General features: G+C 32.8%; 22 protein-coding genes. 16 read left to right on the top strand and 6 right to left on the bottom strand.

Going from position 1 to position 22,055, the window contains the following annotated elements; translation table 11 throughout:
- The first annotated feature begins 4 nt into the window (after positions 1 to 4).
- The 5 genes from ILT06_RS17795 (at position 5) to ILT06_RS17775 (ending at position 6,608) form a co-directional block, all read left to right on the top strand.
- Entirely contained in the window at positions 5 to 1,888 is a 1,884-nt protein-coding gene (locus tag ILT06_RS17795; RefSeq protein WP_098076260.1) for an FtsX-like permease family protein, read from the top strand.
- A gap of 260 nt (positions 1,889 to 2,148) precedes the next feature.
- On the top strand, positions 2,149 to 3,180 hold the full coding sequence (locus tag ILT06_RS17790; RefSeq protein WP_088046884.1) for an alpha/beta fold hydrolase: 1,032 nt from the start codon (positions 2,149 to 2,151) through the stop codon (positions 3,178 to 3,180).
- Between the two features lie 238 nt (positions 3,181 to 3,418).
- Positions 3,419 to 4,681 carry an MFS transporter gene (locus ILT06_RS17785; protein WP_374453068.1) on the top strand — a complete coding sequence of 421 codons (1,263 nt, stop codon included), beginning with the start codon at positions 3,419 to 3,421 and terminating at the stop codon, positions 4,679 to 4,681.
- 54 nt (positions 4,682 to 4,735) lie between these two features.
- A complete protein-coding gene (locus ILT06_RS17780) occupies positions 4,736 to 5,602 on the top strand; it encodes an ABC transporter permease subunit (protein ID WP_222655335.1) in 867 nt (288 codons plus the stop codon).
- A 1-nt stretch (position 5,603) separates the two neighbouring features.
- Positions 5,604 to 6,608 (top strand): ABC transporter permease subunit, encoded by a 1,005-nt coding sequence (locus tag ILT06_RS17775; protein ID WP_088046882.1) that lies wholly within the window; start codon positions 5,604 to 5,606, stop codon positions 6,606 to 6,608.
- Between the two features lie 43 nt (positions 6,609 to 6,651).
- Here ILT06_RS17775 and ILT06_RS17770 read toward each other — a convergent pair whose 3' ends face one another.
- Both ILT06_RS17770 and ILT06_RS17765 read right to left on the bottom strand, forming a co-directional pair.
- The gene (locus ILT06_RS17770; protein ID WP_064474098.1) at positions 6,652 to 8,352 is read right to left on the bottom strand and encodes a pyruvate oxidase; all 1,701 of its coding nucleotides are present in this window, start codon (positions 8,350 to 8,352) and stop codon (positions 6,652 to 6,654) included.
- Between the two features lie 81 nt (positions 8,353 to 8,433).
- Positions 8,434 to 9,171 (bottom strand): ZIP family metal transporter, encoded by a 738-nt coding sequence (locus ILT06_RS17765; RefSeq protein WP_064474099.1) that lies wholly within the window; start codon positions 9,169 to 9,171, stop codon positions 8,434 to 8,436.
- A gap of 135 nt (positions 9,172 to 9,306) precedes the next feature.
- Here ILT06_RS17765 and ILT06_RS17760 point away from each other — a divergent pair, with 135 nt between their 5' ends.
- The 3 genes from ILT06_RS17760 to ILT06_RS17750 all read left to right on the top strand — a co-directional run bounded on the left by ILT06_RS17760 (position 9,307) and on the right by ILT06_RS17750 (position 11,749).
- Complete coding sequence (locus tag ILT06_RS17760) at positions 9,307 to 10,095, top strand: class I SAM-dependent DNA methyltransferase (protein WP_088046881.1); 789 nt, start codon at positions 9,307 to 9,309, stop codon at positions 10,093 to 10,095.
- Positions 10,096 to 10,143: 48 nt separating this feature from the next.
- A complete protein-coding gene (locus tag ILT06_RS17755) occupies positions 10,144 to 10,773 on the top strand; it encodes an immunity protein Imm33 domain-containing protein (protein ID WP_088046880.1) in 630 nt (209 codons plus the stop codon).
- A 112-nt stretch (positions 10,774 to 10,885) separates the two neighbouring features.
- Positions 10,886 to 11,749, top strand: coding sequence for an MBL fold metallo-hydrolase (locus tag ILT06_RS17750; RefSeq protein ID WP_098102819.1), 864 nt, complete (start codon positions 10,886 to 10,888; stop codon positions 11,747 to 11,749).
- 166 nt (positions 11,750 to 11,915) lie between these two features.
- On the opposite strand, the gene ILT06_RS17745 is transcribed toward ILT06_RS17750, so the two are convergent.
- Both ILT06_RS17745 and ILT06_RS17740 read right to left on the bottom strand, forming a co-directional pair.
- Positions 11,916 to 12,854 (bottom strand): nucleoside hydrolase, encoded by a 939-nt coding sequence (locus ILT06_RS17745; protein WP_098102818.1) that lies wholly within the window; start codon positions 12,852 to 12,854, stop codon positions 11,916 to 11,918.
- A 37-nt stretch (positions 12,855 to 12,891) separates the two neighbouring features.
- Positions 12,892 to 13,494: a DUF2441 domain-containing protein gene (locus tag ILT06_RS17740; protein ID WP_098102817.1), complete on the bottom strand. Its 603-nt coding sequence runs from the start codon at positions 13,492 to 13,494 to the stop codon at positions 12,892 to 12,894.
- A 212-nt stretch (positions 13,495 to 13,706) separates the two neighbouring features.
- Here ILT06_RS17740 and ILT06_RS17735 point away from each other — a divergent pair, with 212 nt between their 5' ends.
- The 6 genes from ILT06_RS17735 (at position 13,707) to ILT06_RS17710 (ending at position 17,711) form a co-directional block, all read left to right on the top strand.
- Positions 13,707 to 14,192, top strand: a complete 486-nt coding sequence (locus ILT06_RS17735) for a DUF2798 domain-containing protein (protein WP_098102816.1) — start codon at positions 13,707 to 13,709, stop codon at positions 14,190 to 14,192.
- Positions 14,193 to 14,373: 181 nt separating this feature from the next.
- The gene (locus tag ILT06_RS17730; protein ID WP_098102815.1) at positions 14,374 to 14,799 is read left to right on the top strand and encodes a DMT family transporter; all 426 of its coding nucleotides are present in this window, start codon (positions 14,374 to 14,376) and stop codon (positions 14,797 to 14,799) included.
- Positions 14,800 to 14,818: 19 nt separating this feature from the next.
- Positions 14,819 to 15,514 (top strand): Crp/Fnr family transcriptional regulator, encoded by a 696-nt coding sequence (locus tag ILT06_RS17725; RefSeq protein ID WP_142315054.1) that lies wholly within the window; start codon positions 14,819 to 14,821, stop codon positions 15,512 to 15,514.
- A gap of 16 nt (positions 15,515 to 15,530) precedes the next feature.
- The gene (locus ILT06_RS17720; protein WP_098102813.1) at positions 15,531 to 16,001 is read left to right on the top strand and encodes a DMT family transporter; all 471 of its coding nucleotides are present in this window, start codon (positions 15,531 to 15,533) and stop codon (positions 15,999 to 16,001) included.
- Positions 16,002 to 16,583: 582 nt separating this feature from the next.
- Positions 16,584 to 16,991, top strand: a complete 408-nt coding sequence (locus tag ILT06_RS17715; protein WP_222655334.1) for a GNAT family N-acetyltransferase — start codon at positions 16,584 to 16,586, stop codon at positions 16,989 to 16,991.
- Positions 16,992 to 17,057: 66 nt separating this feature from the next.
- Positions 17,058 to 17,711, top strand: a complete 654-nt coding sequence (locus tag ILT06_RS17710) for an MBL fold metallo-hydrolase (RefSeq protein WP_098102812.1) — start codon at positions 17,058 to 17,060, stop codon at positions 17,709 to 17,711.
- Between the two features lie 127 nt (positions 17,712 to 17,838).
- On the opposite strand, the gene ILT06_RS17705 is transcribed toward ILT06_RS17710, so the two are convergent.
- Complete coding sequence (locus ILT06_RS17705; protein WP_081257100.1) at positions 17,839 to 18,462, bottom strand: TetR/AcrR family transcriptional regulator; 624 nt, start codon at positions 18,460 to 18,462, stop codon at positions 17,839 to 17,841.
- 116 nt (positions 18,463 to 18,578) lie between these two features.
- Between ILT06_RS17705 and ILT06_RS17700 the strand changes: the two genes are divergently transcribed.
- Entirely contained in the window at positions 18,579 to 20,810 is a 2,232-nt protein-coding gene (locus ILT06_RS17700; protein ID WP_064474109.1) for an MMPL family transporter, read from the top strand.
- Positions 20,811 to 20,860: 50 nt separating this feature from the next.
- On the opposite strand, the gene ILT06_RS17695 is transcribed toward ILT06_RS17700, so the two are convergent.
- Positions 20,861 to 21,043: a DUF4021 domain-containing protein gene (locus ILT06_RS17695; protein ID WP_000998381.1), complete on the bottom strand. Its 183-nt coding sequence runs from the start codon at positions 21,041 to 21,043 to the stop codon at positions 20,861 to 20,863.
- A gap of 198 nt (positions 21,044 to 21,241) precedes the next feature.
- Between ILT06_RS17695 and catA the strand changes: the two genes are divergently transcribed.
- Positions 21,242 to 21,892 carry a type A chloramphenicol O-acetyltransferase gene (catA, locus tag ILT06_RS17690; protein ID WP_098102811.1) on the top strand — a complete coding sequence of 217 codons (651 nt, stop codon included), beginning with the start codon at positions 21,242 to 21,244 and terminating at the stop codon, positions 21,890 to 21,892.
- Positions 21,893 to 22,055 lie beyond the last annotated feature (163 nt).

The following is a 22,055-nucleotide window of genomic DNA, read 5'->3' as shown; positions in this document are numbered from 1 at the left end:
GACTATGTTATTCAAATTATCACGTCATAGTATGAAAAAGATGTTAAAAGATTATATGGTTTTACTTATTGGTCTCGTTATTAGTATTAGTATTTTCTACATGTTCCAAACGATGGCGATGAATAGTGAATTTACGAAGGATAACAGTCTTATTAGTAGTATTAGACTCGTATTCTGGGTAGGTGCCATACTATTATCGTTCATTACTGTATTTTATATTATATATGCCAATTCTTTCTTACTCACATTAAGAAGAAAAGAACTCGGTATGTACATGATGCTCGGTGCGAAAAAGAAAAAAGTAGCACAGTTATTATTTATTGAAACATTCGGTATGGGGATTGTCAGTATTATTATCGGGATCTTAGTGGGGATGTTGCTTGCAAGTGTAGCAGGAAACTTTTTAATGAATGGTATGGAAATTTCAGCGAAAGGTAGTTATTCATCTGTATATACACCAGCAATCTTAGTTACAGCTATTTTCTTCTTAATACTATTTTTTATTACTGGTTTAATGAATAGCATCCGGTTATTACGTAAAACAGAATTGGAGTTAATTCGTGAAGATGAAACACTAGATGAAGTAAAGAAAAGTAAAACTCGCATTATTATAATGACGGTACTTGGTATATTGCTAGTAAGTATAGGATACTACTTTATGATCAATGTAAAAATATATGCTGAATTAGGCTTTATAATAGCGACAATCGTTACAACTCTTGGAACATATTTTATCTTTAGTTCATTACTCCCATTTTTTGTGATGAAAATTAAAGGGAATAAAAAACGAAATGAAACGGGCTTAAATAGTTTTACATATGCACAGCTGCGCTTTCGCGTAAATAGTTTATCGAGAGTATTAGGCACTGTAGCGATGTTAATTGCATTAGGCGCAGGTGCGATGACGGCAGGGATGGCATTTCAAAAAAATGTAGGTATTATGACAGACTTCTCACGTGTATATGATGTTGTAATTCATGATCCAAATGATCAAGATAAAGCGGCATTAAAAGAAATGGAAATTGTGGAAGAAAGCAAGTATAAATATAAAGTAGATGGAGAAGCGGTGTATTACTTACGTAACGACTTAACGGCGAAACCACCACTCGTTTCCGATCACTTTGATACAAAAACTTTAAAAGAGCCAGCTCGAAAACGTGTGGCTGAACCTTTAACTGAACCTGTTTATTCTGCTTTGGAAGCTCCCGAAGCAGCCAATAAACTTCCTCGTATGCCAAGGGATTGGGAAGATGCGGTTGTAAGAGAAATACAAATTACACATAATCAATTTAACGGAAAACCGGTAAGAATTGCTGATGAAGAACACTACAAAGCAGTTCAAGGAACGGAACATAGTGTAACATTAGCAAAAGTAGATGATATGAAAAAATATAAACCGTTGTTGCTCGATATAGATAAGAGACAAAAAGAACAAATTGAAAAAACAACAGGTACAAAAGTAGACTTATTTACAAAAATGACAATTTATCAGTTTATGAACAGTTTCATGAGTGGAACAATGTTTATGGGATTTTTCCTTGGAATTGCCTTTTTAGCAATGATGGCAAGTTCGCTAATGTTCAAAATATTAACAGGTGCTTCTCGTGACGTACGCCGTTATGAAATGTTACGAAAAATCGGTGTGAGACGTAGTATGTTAACGAAAAGTATTTATAAAGAAATTTCATATTTATTTATCTTCCCAGCAATTATTGGAATTTCCCACGTGTTAGTAGGGCTTAACTTATTTAGCTTTATATTAGTTGACCCGTTTGTGAAGGTATGGGTGCCGATAGGGATTTTCTTAGTCATTTATTTCATCTATTACTGGATTACTGTCCAGCTTTATAAAGGTATGGTAATGCCGAAAGAAGAGGTTGCGAAATAGTTAAAGGAAAAAAGTCTTTGTTTTGAAAACAAGGGCTTTTTTCTTTATTTTTAATACATTGTGATCGAGTCATTCTATGAATTTTATATTGAAAATTAAGGGAATATTAAGAGTTTATATAGCGGAAAGTTAAGAAGTGTATGGGATATTAAGAATGTGCAAAAGATCAAGGTGAAATTGTTGTATATTTATATTTTTTTGAGGTAGTTTTACTGAACTAAATTGATGTTTTTATAAATTTAAAAGAAAGGAAACTACTTATGAAGAAGATAAAAAAATTAATAAAACTTATTGGAGTCATCATTTTACTATTATTAATCGTAGCACTAATATTTCCTACATGGACCTCGCAAATAAAAGGGAAAAACAGTATAAGTACATTAGAGCAAGTAGAGATAAATGGAAGTGATCATGAAATTATGATACGCGGAAAAGATAAGAACAATCCGGTTATTATTTTTGTACATGGTGGACCAGGTACTTCAGAAATACCATATGCGCAAAAATACCAAAACTTATTGGAAGAGAAATTCACAGTTGTTAATTACGATCAAAGAGCGAGTGGGAAGTCGTATCATTTCTTTGAAGACTATTCGAATCTTACATCAGATCTTCTTGTAGAAGATTTATTAGCTATGACAGATTATGTTTCAAAACATCTTGGTAAAGAAAAAGTAATATTGGTTGGTCATTCTTACGGTACATATATCGGAATGCAAGCTGCCAATAAAGCCCCTGAAAAATATGAAGCATATGTTGGCATAGGGCAAATGAGTGATACAGTAGAAAGTGAAATGGATAGTTTAAACTATGTGATTGAACAGGCACAAAGTGCTGGGAATACAGATGAGGTTGCCTATTTAAATGAGTTGACTGAAAAAATTAAAAATGGTGATACATACACTCCGAGGAATTATGTTGCAAAATATGGTGGAACATCAAGACTCATTGAAAATCCAGATGGTGATAATATTGGGATGCTACTCAGTAATGAATATAACTTTTTAGATGTAATTCGTTATAACGTTGGATTATCACATTCTCAAACTGTCTTATTAGAAAAGGATTTAAAGAACCCATTGCCTACTAAGGTGACTGAAATGAAGCTACCGCTTTATTTCCTTATGGGAAAATACGACTATAATACTTCATTTCATGCAGCGAAAAAATATTTTGATATGATTGAAGTGAATCAAAAAGAATTCATTACTTTTGAAAAGTCAGCTCATTATCCGCAATTTGAAGAGAAGGAAAAATTTTATGAGTGGATGTGCGATACATTCATAAAATAAATAAAGTATATCCGAACTTTAGAGAATTAAAATAGTTAGCGAGACGTATAAAGATTTTAGCTACATATCATTACGTGAAGCGAAGTTAAATAAAAAGACTCTTGTATAAAAAACATGAGTCTTTTTTTTATTGTGCTCTATACAGAAGGAAAAGATTGGATAATGGTCGAAAAATATAATGTAACTTCCGAGAAATGACTGAAAAAATAAAATTTTGTCGAGAGAAAGGGTTAGAAGTATGAAAGAAATGCTACAGTTATTTCGTAACAAAGTGTATGCACGTTTTTTTCTAGCAAATATTTTAGAGCGACTCGGTTCTATGATTGCTGGAGTTTCTTTAATGTTTTATTTGTTAGACCAATACGGAAAACAACCAGTTTACGCAACGATGACACAAATCATGATGGCATTACCTGCATTAATCTTTTTTCTATTAGTAGGGACAGTAGTGGATCGTTTTGATAGACAACGTATTTGTACGGTAAGTAACATATGTTGTTCGCTCTGTAATATCGGAATTCTAATTTCGCTTTATTACGGAATGATTATACTCGTCTTTATATTTTTATTTTTGGAAAATGCATGTATACAATTTTTCTCTCCATCAGAACAGTCGATGATACAGGGAGTAGTTCAATCCGACCAATACGGTGCAGCAGCAGGTGTGAATCAAATGGTGAATAGTTTGTATGCTTTGTTTGGTGTAGGAATTGCAACGATGGTGTACTGGACTTTTGGAATATACGGGAGTATTTTAGTAAATACGCTCACTTTTATTATGAGTGGTATTTTGATTCAAACGATCTCCATTCCAGAAAAAGTGCGTTTGCCAAACGGTAGAACAAAATGGAAAGAAGTTAATTTGAAAATGTTAATAACAGAGTTTCAAAAAGGGATCAAGTATATATATCAAAATGACACTTTAAAAAAATTACTTTTAGGATTTATCGTGTTTGGACTATTAAATGGTATTTTAAGCGTATCCACAACTTACATATTAAAATATAAATTAGCACCAGCAACGTATGAAAGTTTAGCGATGGTGGGTGGTGTAGTTGGAGGGATTTCATTACTAATTGGAAGTGTAGTAGCAACAAGTGTAGGGAAGAAATATGCACCCAAGCCTATTATTGTCTTTGGTATGGCTGGCTCAGGGGTCTTTTTCGGTATGTGTTACTTTGTAAACCACGTATGGTCTTTTTATGTATGTATCGCTTTTGCGACTTTCTTTTTACCGTTTATTAATGTTGCAATTATGGGCTGGATGTATGAAATTGTAGAAGAATCATTCATGGGACGTGTTCAAAGTTTACTTAGTCCATTAACGACAGGATTCCAGCTGTTATCTCTCGGTGCGATAGCGATGTTGTTCCCGAAATGGATTCGTGCAGATACGTTGTATATTATTTTATTTGGTTTATTATTTTTTGTTACGTGTTTATATCAAACCATTTTACCGAGTGGGAAGAAACGGGTGCAAAGTATAGCTGAAGAGATGTAATATATGTGGTTTTTGATTTCTGAATATTCTATCGGATGGTAAGGGGAAATCGTTATGTTGATGCGAATTGCTAAATGGTGTGGGGTTACTTGTTTACAACTAGTAGCTGCAATTTTATGTATAATCTGTCTAGGCGCGCTACCGCGTTTATTTAAGGGATTGCAAATTGATTTAATCGGTTTTTGGAACACGATTGTCTTTCTTGGAGGGAAGATACTTCAACCGGGTGAAATTACATATGGATTTCGAGACTCAAGAAAATTATTTCCGCAAATATGGATTCATTATTTTAAAACGATGATTGTATTTCTATCAGCGTTTGTACTATCTTTGCTTATAGCGTATATACTTGTCGTTTGGGTATTGCAGCGTTCTTATATGAAACAGAAAATGTGGAACGGGGTTTTTCTTACGCTTGAGAGTATACCGGATATTTTACTTATTTTATTATCGCAACTTCTTGTCGTAAATATGTTTCAAAAAACAGGATTTATGCCGGTCAAACTGGCTGGATTAGGGGAAGAAAGGATACGTTTGTTACCAATTATATGTCTTACAATACCAACAACATTATTGTTTATTAAACTGTTGTTATTTCGGTTTAAAGAAGAATTAGAGAAAGATTATAGTTTGTTTGCCAAGAGTAAAGGGCTAAGCTTCCGGCATATTTTGACACATCATATTTCAAGAAATGTTTTATTAACGACAATTTATTACGCGAAAACAAATATTTTATTTATGCTTTCCAATTTATATATTATTGAATGGATATTTAATACATATGGTATGTTTGTTTTTGTGAAAGAAAATCCAAAATTAGAAATATTTACAGTGAGTCTAGTAATATTATACGTACCGCTTTTTATACTATTTCGTATATTACATACGCTTTTACAAAATGTTATAAAGGAGCGTGTGTAACATGTGGCAAGTTGTAAAAAGAGATGTGAGATTTTGGATAGGTATTACTTTTTTGAGTGTACTAATGATTGTTAGTATTGGATATACGGTGTTTTTTGATGGGAATATTCGTGAACTTACGATGATGTATAACGAAAAAGGGGAACTAGAGGCAGCACCATTTTCGCCATCAAGTAAATTTTGGTTTGGAAGTGATGTGAAAGGTCGTGACCTTGTTCAATTAATAATAGAAGGTGCAAAATGGACAGTTGGAGCGAGTATAATTATAGCGATTTTACGAGTTATAGTTGGAGGGGGAGTTGGTTTACTTCTTGGTATGTATGGTAAACGTTCTTTTCCAGTTATTTCATCCTTTTTTGATCCTTTTAGTATTGTACCGATGGTTATGATTTCTTATTTTATGTTAAATGAAGTTTTAACGTTTGATAGTGGAGCAGAAGTTGTGCCGTTGTATTTGCGTGTGGCATTTCAAATTATAGTTCTTGTATGTCTTGCTGTACCAACGGTTATGTTGTATGTAGCGCAAGAAGTAAAGCGTATTAAGAAAGAAGAATTTATGTTGGCAGCTACTGTGCTCGGCGGAAGTAAGTGGCATAGGTTGAAGCGCCATATATGGCCGCATATGTTACCGCCATTTCTTTTATTAGTAGCGCAACAATTTGTAAGTACTTTATTACTACTTTTACACCTTGGTTTGTTGCAATTATTTTTTGGTGGAACAATAATCTTCAGTGGAATGGATCCAGATAGTGTAACAAAAGAATGGACTGGCCTAATTGGTCAAAACTTCCGCCATTTAACTACACATACATGGATTGTACTTATACCAATTGCTTTTTATAGTATGACAATTTTAGCGGGAAATCTAGTTAGTCATAGTATGCAAGATGCGATTAAACTAGGAAATGTAAGAACACCAAGGAGCAAGGATAAAGAGGTAAAGGAAGAGAAGCGAGTACAAACTAATGTGAATGATTTTTCCTTTTATAGAGAGATACAAAAATAAAAAAGATAGCTGAAGACAAATTGTTTTCAGCTCTCTTTTTTGTTTATAGTGGTGGTAAATCAATCTTACCTTCTTCAAATAATTCTTTTATCATATGCTTCGTATAACCAGCGGCTTGACCAAAGGTGATTTTTGCTGGCATTGGTGCTTCGTTTGCATCTACAACTATATCAATAATACACGGTCTATTTTGTTTTACCGCATTTTCGAAAGCAGGAAGTAGTTCATCTAAATTCTCAACTCGGTATCCAATACCTCCGCACGCCTCTGCGTATTTTGCAAAATCAGGGTTTGTTAAGTCTGTGCCAAATTCGATATTCCCCATAACTTCTTGTTCGAATTTAATCATGGCGATCTTATTATTATTTAAAACAACGACCACGATCGGCAGTTTATATTTAACAGCTGTTACGAAGTCGTTCATTGTCATTCCAAAACCACCGTCACCACAAACTGCAAATACTTGTTTATTCGGGTAAGCAATTTTTCCAGCAAGTGCACCAGGTAAACCGCAGCCAAGTGTTGCGAGCCAACTAGAAATGATAAATTGTTGATTTGTCATACGGAAGTGTCTTGCTGTCCATACTGTTACATTTCCGACATCGACTGATAATATTGCATCATCTTGAGCTACTTGTTGCAGTGCATGCATAACACGTTGTGGCTTAATTGGAGTAGATGTATCGTCTTCTTGATTGTGTAATTTTTCCTCCCAATTTTTCATCATTTCTTGATGATGCTCTAAGAAGGAATGGTCCTCGTGTTTTTCTACATTTTCAATTAACCATTTTAATGTTTTATCAGCATCACCGGCTAAGCCGATATCTGTTACGTAACGTTTACCGATTTGGGCCGGATCAGTATCGATATGAATTGTTTTTGCTTTTTCGGGTAAGAAACCGGTGAATGGATAAGAAGTACCAATCATAATTAAAGTATCTGCATGTTTCATTGCATCATAAGAAGGTTTCGTTCCAATTAATCCTAATCCGCCGATGCAAAGTGGATGTTCATCAGGGATAATCCCTTTAGCTGGTAATGTAAGTACGATTGGAGCACCGATGTGTTCTGCGAAAGTAAGTAAAGATTCTCTCGCATGTTTCGCACCTTTTCCAGCTAAAATTACAGGCTTTTTCGCTTCACTTATTGCGAGTTTTGCAGCATGTAAATCTTCTTCTTGCGGAAATAACTCAGGTAATGTAAAAGAAGTATTTGTAACACGAGCACCACTTTTTACTTCGAATTTCGGAACATCATCTGGAATCGTAAGAACAGATACACCTTTTTTCGTATAAGCCATTCGAATCGCTTGATTCACGACAGCAGGCAACTGTTCTGCTGACATAATGCGCTGGTTATATACCGCAACATCATCGAATAATCTTTCTAAGTTTACTTCTTGGAAAAAATCCGTCCCGAGTAAATCTGTTTCTACTTGACCTGAAATTGCTAGAACAGGGGCTTTATCGAGTTTAGCATCATATAAACCATTTAATAAATGGATAGCGCCCGGCCCTGCGATTGCCATACAAACGCCGAGTTTTCCTGTTAACTTAGCATAGGCAGCTGCTGCTAGTGCACCAGCTTCTTCATGGCGGACTTGAATGAATTTGATTTTATCTTGTTTTTTTCTTAAAGCTTCAATTATAGAATTGATAGAATCTCCAGGCATTCCGTAAATGTGTTCTACTCCCCAGTCAATTAATAGGTCAACTAATGCTTCACCGGCTGTTTTCCCAAACATAATTTTTCCTCCTTATAATAGGTAGATACTATTATGTTTTGGAGAAAAAGGAAAAATATACAAATGATTATATTGTTATCTTTAATGATGACCAGTAAATAGTGTAAATACTGTTATTAGTAAAAACCCGCTAGTTGCCCATGTTAAAAATGTAAGGAAGGAGAGCTGTTTTTTAGCCTTCCAAAGCATTTCATGAATTGTGACATAGCCAAGTGAACCGATAGCGCTCCCCATAATGAGCCCTTGTAAATGTAGAGCCTTTCCTTCCATCAAAATACCAAAGACAGTACCAGTTCCGAGAATAAGTGAAAGTAATAAAGTCGTAAATAAAAATGAAATGCATTTATGCTTTGTAAAGAGGAAGGGGATGATTAATGCTAGGCCTTCAGGAATATGGTGAATTATAATCGCAAGTAAGAAAGGAATGGCAGAATCATTATGATTTATAAATGCTGTACCTAATGCAAAGCCACTCGGCAAATTATGAATAAATATAGCAAAAGAAAGAAAAAGGAAAGTTTGCCACGCTTGTTGATCTTTTTTATGTATCATTGGATGATGACAATAGTTATCTAATAAGTTCATAACCAAAATACCGATAGCTATACCAAGTATAGGCCCAATTATTTCATAGCTTGCAAATGTTTCAGGAATAATTTCAAGGGATAAAAGGCCAAGCAAAATTCCGCCACATAATGCATATAAACGATGCATTTTTTCTTCAATTAGTTGGCGCGTAGCAATGCCGACAGCACCGCCTAATAGTAATCCACCGAATGAAAAAAATGTAACTATCATAGGAATCCATAATCGTTCCATCGTATCACACTCCGATTCTTCCACTTATTTTTAGCTTACGAAAAGGAAAGTTAGATTAGTCCAAGTAATTGTGTTTGATTATAGAGAAAAAACTAATAATTCGTTATAATTTATATATTAAACTTAAGTGGAAATATGAAATGGGGAATACGTTTGCAAACAAAATGGAGTCTATCTGAATACGAAAATCCAAAACGATATGATATAGAAAATAAAAGTCTGTCAGATTTTCCGTTCTTACTATCATGGGCACAAAAACTAAATATACAAAATGAATGGATTCTAGATATTGCCTGCGGAACAGGAAGGGTTACAATTCCATTTATAGAAAACGGATATCAAATGATTGGTGTAGATATACATGAAGGTATGCTTGCTGAAGCGAAGAGAAAATCTATGGATTGTAAAAAAGTAAAATGGTTACAACAAGACTGTTTACAATTAAAGATTGAAGAAACAATTCTGTTAGCATTTATGGTTGGTCATGGATTTCAACACTTACTTACGAACACAGATCAAAATAAGTTATTAACATCTATTCATCATGTGTTAGCTGATAATGGTATATTTATATTCGATACACGTTTTCCTTCAAAAGAAGAATTAATACAACCATCTACAGAAGAATATTGGACAACTATTATTGATGAAAAGGAAAGAAAATGCGATCTATATACTGAAATGACATACGATTCAATTCAGCAAATACAGCATTACATAACAACAAGAAGGTTTTATGAGGATGATGTGAAAGTAGAAGAACTGAAAACAACGATCGATCTTCGCTATACATATCCGCAAGAGTTAGAAAGATTATTAGTAGTGAATGGTTTTGAATTATTACATATATATAATGATTGGGAAGGAAATAAGTTAGGGGAAGACTGCTATTCTATGGTAGTAGTTTGCCGGAAGAAAAAATAGTGTTATTTTTAAAATATGAGTGTGAAAAGCTTTTAAGGAGAGAAAAAGATGACTTGGTACTTAGATAATGTTTATGAAATAAACAAAGAAGCGCCCTATACATTCTATCTTCCTAGTTCAGAAGTGTTGGAGAAATTAAAGGTTGGAGATTTGGTAAAGCTAATTTTTGTATCTAAAAATGAGGAAGAAGATGGATTTCATGGTGAAAGAATGTGGGTTGTAATCACTGAAAGAAATGAGAAGAAGTTCGTAGGGGAACTGGACAATGATCCGTATCGTTTAGATTTAAAAATAGGTGATAAAATTTCATTTGGAATTGAAAATATATGTGATACGGAATATGATGATCCAGCTTCAAGTGATTGGGATTTTTATTTTGATACGAAGGTAATTGTTAGTGATGATGTACTTGAAAAAAGAGAATTTAACTTTATGCTTAGAGATAATCCAACAGCAGAAGGCGATCCAGGTTGGTCAATTTTAAGTGGCTATGAAAGTGATGACTATGTCAATAATCCTAAAAACTTTCAAATTATTTCAATTGGAGTTATTTTGAATATAGATGATTCTATTTTAAACTTTCTTGAGGAACCACCTTTATGTGCATATGAAAGAAATGATGAAGGTAGATTCTATAAAATTGAAGACTATGATTGGGATGCTTATTTAAATGGATAGATGAAGTTACTATGTTCTAAAGAAAGCGATATATATTATTTCATGCTATGTGCTGGATGAAGGTTTTACAGATAATAATTGAAGAGAATAGTAGTAAATGGAGGAACTAATTATGCAGCAAATAAAAAAAATAGGAAACTCATTTTGGTATATGACACCTGTTTCTGAAACAGATAGACCTATATTAGGAATGGTCGTTGGACAAGAAAAAACATTAATGATTGATGCAGGGAATTCAGAAGAACATGCACAATTATTTCTAGAAATGCTAAAAGAACAAAATGTATTAAGTCCTGATTTCGTAGCATTAACGCATTGGCACTGGGATCATATTTTTGGATTGCCTGTACTACAAGATGCATTAACTATTGCGCATGCTGAAACGAAAAAAGAAATGCAGTCACTAGTATCTTATGAATGGACAGATGAAGCGTTGGACGCACGTGTAAAAGAGGGTACTGAAATTGCATTTTGTGCGGATTGTATCAAGAAAGAGTTTGAAGAAAAAGTGAGAAATATTAAAATCATTCCTCCGGCCTTAACATTCCAGGATCAAATTGAATTAGACCTTGGTGAAGTGACATGCGTGTTAAAACATGTCGGTGGAGATCATGCACATGATTCAGTTGTTATTTACGTGAAAGAAGAAAAGATATTATTTTTAGGAGACTGTATATATGCAGATATCTTTTCTTCAAAATGGAACTATACGACGAAACGAACGTTCAAATTAATCGAAGAATTGGAGTCATTTGATGCTGAAACTTATATTCTTTCTCATGGGACAGCTATAAGTCGGGATGAGTTTTTACAAGAAATGCATTTGTTAAAAACAGTAGGAACTTATACAGAAATTCATAAAGGCGATGAAGAAAACATAAAGGAAGCGTATAAACGAGACGTAAATAGAGAATTAAATGAAGATGAATTAGAAACAATTACGTTTTTTGTAAATGGTTATGAAATGAATAATTAGTAAGACACTACACTAATCAAATATAATTAAACTGCATAAAAAGAGTATTGAAAGTTAATTCAATACTCTTTTCAATAGTTAAATATGTAGTTTCAAACAAATTCTAAATATGGGGTTTATCGTCTGAAATAATGCCATTCTATTTATTTTTCATATAGATAGTGGTTCAAGTGGAAGCTTTCTTCGCTAATTCAGTTATATAGTTAAAAAATCCATTGTGGTTTACATCATATACTACATTTACAGGTCGTCCAGCAACAGTTTCCACCGTACGCCCCTGGCTAGGTCCATATGTATGAATAATACTATTAATTGTTTGTAATTTTGCAAGGCCAGATTTCCCGATAAAGGCAGCAGTTAATACATCCCACAAATAGTAAGTAGAGTTAGTTGAGAAATGAACGAGGGGAGGAACCATTGCATAGCATTGACCAAGAAAATCAACACCAATATATTTACGCTCTTTTGCCCAACTTTCACGTATGTCTATAGTTAATGGAACTTGGTTTGTACTTTCTAGCGTTACTAAGTCGATTTTAATTTTTGATTCCCACACACGAGCTACTGCTTCAGGATCCCAAAACGAATTCCACTCAGCAGTTCCATCATGTTCTGGTTCATGTACATTGCCGGCAGTACGAAATGTTCCTCCCATCCAAACAAGGCGCTCAATTTTCCCCTCGATTACAGGTGCTTCATATAGTGCACGCGCTAAATCGGTAAGAGGCCCTGTAAATAATAAAGTTGTTTTCTCTTCAGTTTGTAGTAGGGTTTCAATTAAATGATGATGTGCAGGTTTTTCTGCTACGGGTGTTACAACTTTTCCAAACTCATTTAAAATTGGTAAAGCATCTACATAAAATGCATGCATCCGCCAGTCTTTTGGAAATGGATTTTTCGCACGGGAATTTGATGCAGCTACTTCAATATTTTCTTTGCCGAAGCGATCAATAATTTTGCGACTTGCAGACATTGCTGGTTCTAAATAGCAATCTGCAGGGATAACTGAAACACCTGTAAGCTCGACATTATCCATCTGTAGTAATAAAAATAGTGAAATTAAATCATCTACACCACCATCATGATTGAAGTACACTTTTTTCATCTTTGTTAATCTCCATCCTATATGATTTAGTTAGGAATTAAATATGAATTGCAGAAAAATCATCAATAATTTCCACCACTTCGATTTTTCCATTAATCAGTAACTCCGGAAGTTCATTATTTACATTTCCCTTCCAATATCCTCTAGCTTGCTCAATTTTTTGAGAGAAAGGAATACCGTCTTCTTTCGGTAAAAGATTTCCGTCACCTTCAAAACAATGTCCAATTACTCGTAGTTTAACAATCTGCAAAACTTCTCGATTGTAAGAATCAAATAATGCTTTCCATTTTAAAGCATCATCATAGCTCTTTGCAGCATATAAACAAGATAATCTTGAAGGGTATTCAGGAAATTCTTGTAGTCTAACCATTTCTACAATCGTTTCTCTAACCGCTCTAATTGTTTGATCGATATAACTCATAACTACTTTAGCATTTTCATTTTTTATATGTAATTCTTCATTTGTATAATGTTCTTTTAAAATTTGTATAGAATCTTCACCGTTAGAATTGAAATGTTCCTTTTCAAAAAAGAAATGAAATAGGGTATTCGTTTGATTTTTATCGAAATGAATGATTTGTCCGATGCTCATTTTTTTCCTTGTTACGATGTGATATGTGTAAAACTCTTGTTTATACATGGTTATCCTCCTAGTAGTAATGTAATTCAATGTTAAATTTAGTAATTCAACATTGAAATATATAAAACCTTTATAAGTCTTAGTAAGAATTTGATCAGAAAGTATAGTGAATATATGATAACGCTTTAAATTTGTTCACAAAATGTTCACTTACGAAGAGGTTTCCATAATCGATATAATGACAAAGACTTAAACAGAAAGGATGATAGAAATTGCCAACAACAAGAAAGGAAAACCTCCAATTTGGTATGATGATGTGCCTTGGGATGGTTATTGTAATGACGTTTTATAATTTATTACTGAATGGAGCAGGAGGGCCAATTCATATTAAGGAGATCACATTAGAACTACTAATTGGATTCATTATTGCATTATTAATTGAAATATGTATCGTTGGACCTTGTGCGAAAAAACTTGTATTCATGTTACCGTTTGATAAATCGAAGAAAATAAATATGATAGTTGCGATGGCGACAGCTATGGTAATTGGAATGGTTTTCTTTATGTCTTTTTACGGAATGGCTATGATGTATTTACATGGTGGACTACAAGGAGACTCATTTGTATCGATGTATTTTTCAATTTTCATTAAAAATTTCATTTTGGCGTATCCATTACAATTAATTATTATGGGGCCACTTGTGCGTTTCTTATTTGGAAAGTTTGTTATGAAGAATAAAACTGTTAATATAGCGTAGTTATAAATATTAAAATATTATATAACGATAAAACAATAAAAAACACATCTCAAATATTTTGAGTTGTGTTTTTTATTGTTCATTTGTAGCTATTTTCATACTGATGTGTCATTTGTCCTTTTGCCTTTATAGGATTATAACTTTTAATTAAGTCAGAAATAGAAGATTAGGAGATGATTTTTTGAAGGGCGTTGTATTTGCTATTTTAGCTGGCGTATTTATTACACTTCAAGGTACATTTAATGCGAAACTTAGTTCACATATCGGTATATGGTCAACGAGTATTATTACGCATTTCATTGGATTCCTTATTGCAACAACAATATTTTTGTTAAAGAAAGAAGAGAAAATAGCGGATTTAAAGGATGTGAAAAAAATATATTTAGTAGCTGGTGCACTTGGCGGATTAATTATTTGTGCAAAAACAGTAGCGATACATGAAATGGGAGTTACATTAACAGCTGGAACACTTATGGTTGCTCAATTATTAACAGCAACTCTAATTGAAATGAAGGGATTATTTCAAATAAAAAAGATACAGATGGAGAGATATCATATTGTGGGAACAATAGTAATGATTATAGGTATTGTTGTATTTAATATGTAAATGAAAGGAGGAAATGAAAATGGAGAATAGATCAGATTTAATTATCCATTATTTGAAAACTAATAAAATGCTTGAAATTTTTTCAGAGATAGATGCAGCTTATTTTCAAGTAAATCATTTTGAAAAAGGCGAGCTTATTTGCAATATAGATGACGCAATGGCTCGTTTATATTTTGTTGTTAAAGGTAAAGTAAAAGTTTATACGATTACACCAGAGGGAAAGAAACTGATCCTTCGTTTTATCAATCCATTGGCGGTTGTTGGCGATATTGAATTCATACAAAATAGCAAAGCGCATAATGTCGTTGAAGCTTGTTCAGATGTTATAGCCATCTCTATTTCTCATGCTGTAATTAGAAATAAGTTATTACATGATCCTATATTTATGAACTTCTTGCTTGAAAACATTGCAAACACATTAAAAATATCGACTCGTTTTACAGCACTTAATTTACTTTATCCAGTAGAAGTACGTGTAGCTAGTTATTTACTTTCTATTTCTACTGATAGTAACGGGAATATGTATAAAAAAGATTTGGATGCAACTTCGATATCAAGTATTGCGGATTTTATAGGAGTAAGTTATCGGCACGTAATTCGGTTGTTACAAAAATTTTATAAAGAAAAATTAATTGAAAAGAGAAATGGAGTTATTGTAATTAAAGATTTTTTTAGAATGAAGGAAGTTGCTAAAAATAATATATATGAGCAATGAAAAGGGGAGAGGGAGTATGATTGGATTTAGTTTAGCTATATTAGCTGGAGTATTAATTAGCTTACAATCTGTTTTTAATACGAAAGTGAATGAAAATGTAGGGCAGTGGTTAACAACTGCATGTGTTCTTGGAATAGGTTTCATAAGTTCTATTCTATTTTATATCATTACAGAAAACAGTATTAGCATTAAAGTGTATACTACAAATTATTTGTTTTATGTAAGTGGATTGTTTGGCATCGGGTTAATAATTTGTATAATGGGTGCAATAAAGAGTTTAGGTCCAGCTTATACGGTGCTAATTAGCCTTATTACTCAATTAGTTGTTGCTCTCTGCATTGATACATTTGGATTATTTGGAATAGAAAGGGTTCCCTTACAAATAAATAAATTACTTGGAATAGCTATATTAATTGTAGGGGTAGGAATTTTTAAAGATCTTTTTTCGAATAAGAAAGATATTAATATAAATGAGGATAGAGCTTAAATAAATTACAGGGAGAGTTGTAAATGGTTAGAGAAATAGTAGTGAATGCTCTTCTTGTGAAGATGTCACATTTATTTGAGGAAATCGTAAGTTAACAATTAGCATAGTTGAAAAATAAGTAAACAAGCCTTAGATAAATTGTGATCTTTTATATAGCACTTATTATTTTGAAGTTATGTGAACTATCGTAGTAGGAGAAGTGCTATAAAGTAGGGTATGATTAAAGTTAAATATTACCTAGTATATTTAACTAATGAATACAATGTCTTTTTCAGTTATTATGTTGTAAATAATTTTATGGTAAAATCTTTAACATAATGAAATAAAGGGGTAGTATTCTATGGGTTATTTCTCAAACAGTTTATTAGTTTTGTTTGTCCTGATCGTCTGTAGCTGTATGATTTTTGGTTAATAATATAATGATGGATTTATATAAAAGGAGTTAACTGAGGAGAGGTTAACTTCTTTTTATTTTAAGTTGAGAAGGAATAATATTATTCTTATGGAAGTTTGTATAAATTAATTTCAAAGTAAAGATAATTTTATGAAATAAAAACAAACGAGAAAATAAGGAGTATTTACATGAATAATAGTATAAATTACACATTTAAACACCCAACAAATTTCAATGGATTATTAACTGTATATGAATCTTTAGGATGGAATTCTCTTCAATTAACGGTTAACGAGTTAGAACAAATGTGTAAACAAAGTTGGTATGCAATTTATGCTTTTGATGATAAGAAGTTAGTAGGGATGGGGCGTATTATATCAGATGGCGTAATAACAGGCGTTATTTGTGGTGTTTGTGTATTGCCAGAGTATCAGTCCATTGGTATTGGAAAAGAAATAGTAGAAAGATTAATCCAGCACGGTGAACAAAACAAGGTTATTCCCCAACTTATGTGTGTAGAAAAATTGCAATCTTATTATGAATCTATAGGGTTTGAGGCATTCTCTATTGGGATGACAAAAACTATTAAAAGATAGTGTGGCTTTATATTTTCGGTGTAGTTGTGCATATTTTCAAACTTCATCATAAAGGAGACGGACTATATGGAGATTGCTAAAGGGGTAGAAATGTTACAACTTGAGTTTCAAGAATTTATTATTCACCCAATTCTTTTATGGGATGATGAAATGGCAGTGTTAATAGATACTGGTTTCCCTGGACAATTTGAAGATATACAAATAGAGATGGAGAAAGTTGGGGTATCTTTTGATAAGCTAAAAGTTGTGATTTTGACACATCAGGATATAGATCATATAGGTAGCCTTCCTGATTTATTGGAGAATGGTGTAAGTGATATTAAGGTTTATGCGCACGAGCTAGATAAACCTTATATTGAAGGGGAGTTTCCTTTACTGAAGGATGGACAAGTAAAGAATCTACCAAAAGGAAAAGTGAGTGATACTGTGATAAATGGGCAAGAAATTCCGTATTGCGGTGGGATACTAATTCTACATACCCCAGGACACACTCCAGGTCATATTAGTTTATATTTGAAACAAAGTAAAACCCTTATTACAGGAGACTCGATGTATAGTGTGAATGGAAAGTTAGAAGGAATTCACGCCCCAACAACTTTAAATGTTAAGGAAGCACAGCAGTCTTTGAAGAGGTATTCAAATCTAGATATTGAATCGGTAGTTTGTTATCATGGGGGATTAAGTAAGGAGAATATAAAGATTCAAATTCAAAATTTGTAAAAGTTGAAGAGGAATTTTTTGTTAAACTGTGCTGAAGTATAATCTAATTAATAGTAAATAAATAATAAAAGAGCATGTTTGAAAAAAATTCAAACATGCTCTTTTATTAAATGAAATCTATTTAAGATTAACGGCCTAACCCGTTCCAATAAAAAGAAACGATTTCTTGGGCTAATTCATCTATATTTGTAAGAATAGGATTGTGATTTTCATCTTTAAAATTCCCAATTGATAATAAAGATACGAATGCATGAGCCGCAAATGTAGCGTTTCCTCTTGGGATTTCTCCAATTTGCATTGCATCATCAAGTGCTTTTTCTAATACTTCATACATGTTGTCTTCAGCATTTTTTAATTGTTTCAATTGTTCTTCAGATAATGATAGTTTTGCATCTTTCATAAAATTCTTCATATCAATATCCATCGTTGCGTGTAAGTAGACTTTAGCGAAGTCCAATAATCTTTCTTTTAAAGTCTTATTTGTAGAAAGGATTTGAGACATATTTTCGCGTATACGTACCATCATTTGAATCATAGTAGCGGTAAATAAATCTGCTTTTGTTGAATAGTAATAGTAGACGGTTGCTTTCGTAACACCACAAACTTTTGCAACTTCATCCATGGAAACGACTTGATAATTTTGAGTAAGAAATAGTCGAGTTGCAACTTCCAAAATGGTTTCTTTTGTAGATTTTGTATTTTTATTTTGACGAGGCCTTCCGAGAGGACGTTGTTTTTGTTCCAAATCCATTCGCTCCTGACATGTATTGTTGAGATAATTATAACACAAAGTTTTATTCATTCTTGATTAATTAACCGACCAGTATATATAATTAATGTTAGAGGAAAAAAGGAAGGTGGGTTTTTATGAAAAAGCACCCGTTACATATGTTAGGGAGGCTTGTAGCAGGGAAGCATACACAGTGGATAACTTTATCGATTTGGATTCTTATTACATTATTACTTTCATTTACATTGCCACAAGTAAACAGTACGAAAGAACCGAATCCAAAAAATTTACCTGAAACAGCTATGTCGCAGCAAGCGGAAGCACTTATGAAAAAAGAGTTTCCGAATAATGCAGGGAATCCTTTATTAGTAGTATGGTATAAGGATGGTGGATTACAGTCACAGGATTATAAACTCATACAAGACGTTTATAAAGAGTTAAAAGCTAGTCCTTTAAAGGAGCAATCAACGTTACCGCCATTTGATACATTACCAGAACAAGTATTATCAAAAAGTGCATCAAAAGATGGTACATCATTTGTTACACCAGTATTCTTTAACAAGGCAGCTGGAACAGATATATTAAAAGGAAATCTTGATGATTTAAAAAACATAGTGAATAGTAAGATCGATGAAGATCCATTCAAACGAAAACTAAGTGACGCTGGTTTACACGTTCGATTATCTGGACCTGTAGGTATTCAAACGGATGCAGTTAGCTTATTTAGTCAAGCAGATGTGAAATTATTAATTGCTACTGTATTACTCGTATTAGTTTTATTAATTTTACTGTACCGTTCACCGATTTTAGCAATTTTACCCTTACTTGTTGTCGGCTTTGCATACGGTATTATTAGTCCTACACTTGGTTTTTTAGCTAATCACGGATGGATTAAAGTAGATGCTCAGGCAATATCAATCATGACAGTATTATTGTTTGGTGCTGGAACGGACTATTGTTTATTTTTAATTTCAAGATATCGAGAGTACTTGCTAGAAGAAGAAAGTAAATATAAGGCGCTGCAACTTGCAATTAAAGCTTCTGGTGGAGCAATTATAATGAGTGCGCTTACTGTTGTACTTGGATTAGGAACATTATTACTTGCTCATTATGGTGCCTTTCATCGATTTGCAGTACCATTTAGTGTTGCTGTATTCATAATGGGAATTGCTGCTTTAACAATTTTACCAGCATTATTATTAATTTTCGGTAGAGCTGCATTCTTCCCATTTATACCGAGAACAACTTCTATGAATGAGGAGTTTGCAAGAAAGAAAAAGAAAGTCGTAAAAGTTAAAAAATCAAAAGGTGCCTTTAGTAAAAAGCTTGGAGATGTTGTAGTACGAAGACCGTGGACAATAATTATGCTCACTGTATTTGTATTAGGTGGATTGGCTTCATTTGTACCACGTATTCAATACACATATGACTTATTAGAATCGTTTCCAAAAGATATGCCTTCCCGCGAAGGGTTTACGTTAATTAGTGATCATTTCTCAGCTGGTGAATTAGCGCCAGTAAAAGTTGTTGTTGATACGAAAGGAAAAGAGCTTCCTATTAAAGAAGAACTAGAGAAGTTTTCTTTCGTACAAACTGTGAAAGATCCAAAAGTGGGCACAGAAAATAAGCAAATACAAATGTATGAGGTTTCTTTAGCTGAAAATCCATACTCAATTGAAGCGTTAGATCAAATCCCTAAATTAAAAAACAGTGTAGAAAAAGTATTAAAAGATGCTGGGGTTAGTAATGCAGAAAATCAACTATTGATTGGCGGAGAAACAGCGTCATTATATGATACAAAGCAAATTACGGAACGTGATGAAGCAGTTATCATTCCAGTAATGATTAGTATTATAGCTTTATTATTACTTGTTTACTTACGATCAATTGTTGCGATGATTTATTTAATTGTAACTGTTGTATTATCGTTCTTCTCGGCACTAGGAGCAGGGTGGCTATTACTTCATTATGGTATGGGAGCGCCGGCCATTCAAGGTGCGATACCGTTGTATGCATTCGTATTTCTAGTTGCTTTAGGTGAAGATTATAATATCTTTATGGTTTCAGAAATATGGAAAAACAGAAAGACACAAAATCATTTGGATGCAGTAAAAAATGGCGTTATACAAACAGGTAGTGTCATTACATCCGCGGGTTTAATTTTAGCAGGAACTTTTGCGGTATTAGGTACACTTCCAATTCAAGTTCTTGTTCAATTTGGTATTGTAACTGCAATTGGTGTATTATTAGATACATTTATTGTTAGACCATTACTTGTACCAGCAATTACAGTTGTTCTAGGTCGCTTTGCTTTTTGGCCAGGAAAGCTTTCAAGAAAGAGTGAAGAAGTACAAAAGGTGGATGCATAGTTAAGAAAGCCAAGGATATTTTCCTTGGCTTTCTTCTATGTAGTAGTTTATTAATTTTTTGAAGTCAAATCATCAGTTACAGCATGATCAGCATCTTCAATAGCAGTTTCTGGCATTCCATATAAGCCATTCATTGCTTGTTCTTCTACATTAAGGTTTACAGTATTATTATTTTGAATAGGTGTATTGTTTGCGATAGCATTATCTTTTTTATTTACATTTTTGTCATTCATGTTTGAATCCTCCAAACGTCAGTTGATTTATTAATAGTATGTGGTTGGATTCCAATAAATATGTGAATGGATTTTTGCAGATGTTATATAATTAAATAAAAAACTTGAGGATAAATTTAAAATATAAGGAGTGAACAGGTATGGTGAAAACAAGAAAGTTAGCCTTCTAAAATAAAAAAATTTTAGGAGGCTATTACAATGAAGTTTCATATAATTGACATAGAAAATTGGAATAGAGAGCAGTATTTTGAACATTATTTAAAATTGAAATGTACGTTTAGTATAACTGTAAATATTGATATAACGATGTTGTTAAAGGAATTACATCAAAAAGGAATAAAATTTTATCCCGTTTTTATATATTTAATTTCTAGAGTAGTAAATAATCATAAAGAATTTCGAACATGTTTTAACGATGAAGGAGTTTTAGGCTATTGGGAGGAAATGATACCAAGTTATACAATCGTCCATAAAGATGATAAGTCTTTTTCAAGTATATGGACGGATTATTCTAGTGATTTCCACATTTTCTATAAAAATTATGAAGAAGATATGAGATGCTATGCTAATGTTCATGGTCTCTTCACGAAAGAGAATATTCCGCCAAATACTTTTCCTATTTCTAGTATACCTTGGGCTAGTTTTACTGGATTTAATCTTAATATTAATAATGATGGTGATTTTCTATTACCAATTATAACTTGTGGGAAATATTTTAATGAAGAAAATAGGGTTATACTACCAGTTTCATTGCAAGTCCATCATTCGGTTTGTGATGGGTATCATGCGAGTCAATTCCTAGAGGATTTACAGGAGTTAAGTAATAGTTGCAACGAGTGGCTAAAGTAATATCTAATTTTTAATAATATACAATTAAAAATAAATAAAAGAAGAGAACATGTTTATATTGCATGTTCTCTTCTTTATTCATTAATATTGAGTTACAATGGAAAATATAGGTTTATTTGTAGTTTAATAGTAAATGAGATGATTAATTTTAATTTTCTTTATT

It is taken from the genome of Bacillus sp. 17RED48 (genome assembly GCF_019837545.1).
Taxonomy (GTDB): Bacteria; Bacillota; Bacilli; order Bacillales; family Bacillaceae_G; genus Bacillus_A; species Bacillus_A wiedmannii.
This window is presented reverse-complemented; position numbering and strand designations above follow the sequence as displayed.

Excerpts from the sequence above, each read along its gene's own strand:
- ILT06_RS17795 (WP_098076260.1), top strand. The coding sequence starts at position 5 with ATGTTATTCAAATTATCACGTCATAGTATGAAAAAGATGTTAAAAGAT.
- ILT06_RS17790 (WP_088046884.1), top strand. The coding sequence starts at position 2,149 with ATGAAGAAGATAAAAAAATTAATAAAACTTATTGGAGTCATCATTTTA.
- ILT06_RS17785 (WP_374453068.1), top strand. The coding sequence starts at position 3,419 with ATGAAAGAAATGCTACAGTTATTTCGTAACAAAGTGTATGCACGTTTT.
- ILT06_RS17780 (WP_222655335.1), top strand. The coding sequence starts at position 4,736 with ATGTTGATGCGAATTGCTAAATGGTGTGGGGTTACTTGTTTACAACTA.
- ILT06_RS17775 (WP_088046882.1), top strand. The coding sequence starts at position 5,604 with ATGTGGCAAGTTGTAAAAAGAGATGTGAGATTTTGGATAGGTATTACT.
- ILT06_RS17770 (WP_064474098.1), bottom strand. The coding sequence starts at position 8,352 with ATGTTTGGGAAAACAGCCGGTGAAGCATTAGTTGACCTATTAATTGAC.
- ILT06_RS17765 (WP_064474099.1), bottom strand. The coding sequence starts at position 9,171 with ATGGAACGATTATGGATTCCTATGATAGTTACATTTTTTTCATTCGGT.
- ILT06_RS17760 (WP_088046881.1), top strand. The coding sequence starts at position 9,307 with ATGAAATGGGGAATACGTTTGCAAACAAAATGGAGTCTATCTGAATAC.
- ILT06_RS17755 (WP_088046880.1), top strand. The coding sequence starts at position 10,144 with ATGACTTGGTACTTAGATAATGTTTATGAAATAAACAAAGAAGCGCCC.
- ILT06_RS17750 (WP_098102819.1), top strand. The coding sequence starts at position 10,886 with ATGCAGCAAATAAAAAAAATAGGAAACTCATTTTGGTATATGACACCT.
- ILT06_RS17745 (WP_098102818.1), bottom strand. The coding sequence starts at position 12,854 with ATGAAAAAAGTGTACTTCAATCATGATGGTGGTGTAGATGATTTAATT.
- ILT06_RS17740 (WP_098102817.1), bottom strand. The coding sequence starts at position 13,494 with ATGTATAAACAAGAGTTTTACACATATCACATCGTAACAAGGAAAAAA.
- ILT06_RS17725 (WP_142315054.1), top strand. The coding sequence starts at position 14,819 with ATGGAGAATAGATCAGATTTAATTATCCATTATTTGAAAACTAATAAA.
- ILT06_RS17720 (WP_098102813.1), top strand. The coding sequence starts at position 15,531 with ATGATTGGATTTAGTTTAGCTATATTAGCTGGAGTATTAATTAGCTTA.
- ILT06_RS17715 (WP_222655334.1), top strand. The coding sequence starts at position 16,584 with ATGAATAATAGTATAAATTACACATTTAAACACCCAACAAATTTCAAT.
- ILT06_RS17710 (WP_098102812.1), top strand. The coding sequence starts at position 17,058 with ATGGAGATTGCTAAAGGGGTAGAAATGTTACAACTTGAGTTTCAAGAA.
- ILT06_RS17705 (WP_081257100.1), bottom strand. The coding sequence starts at position 18,462 with ATGGATTTGGAACAAAAACAACGTCCTCTCGGAAGGCCTCGTCAAAAT.
- ILT06_RS17700 (WP_064474109.1), top strand. The coding sequence starts at position 18,579 with ATGAAAAAGCACCCGTTACATATGTTAGGGAGGCTTGTAGCAGGGAAG.
- ILT06_RS17695 (WP_000998381.1), bottom strand. The coding sequence starts at position 21,043 with ATGAATGACAAAAATGTAAATAAAAAAGATAATGCTATCGCAAACAAT.
- catA (WP_098102811.1), top strand. The coding sequence starts at position 21,242 with ATGAAGTTTCATATAATTGACATAGAAAATTGGAATAGAGAGCAGTAT.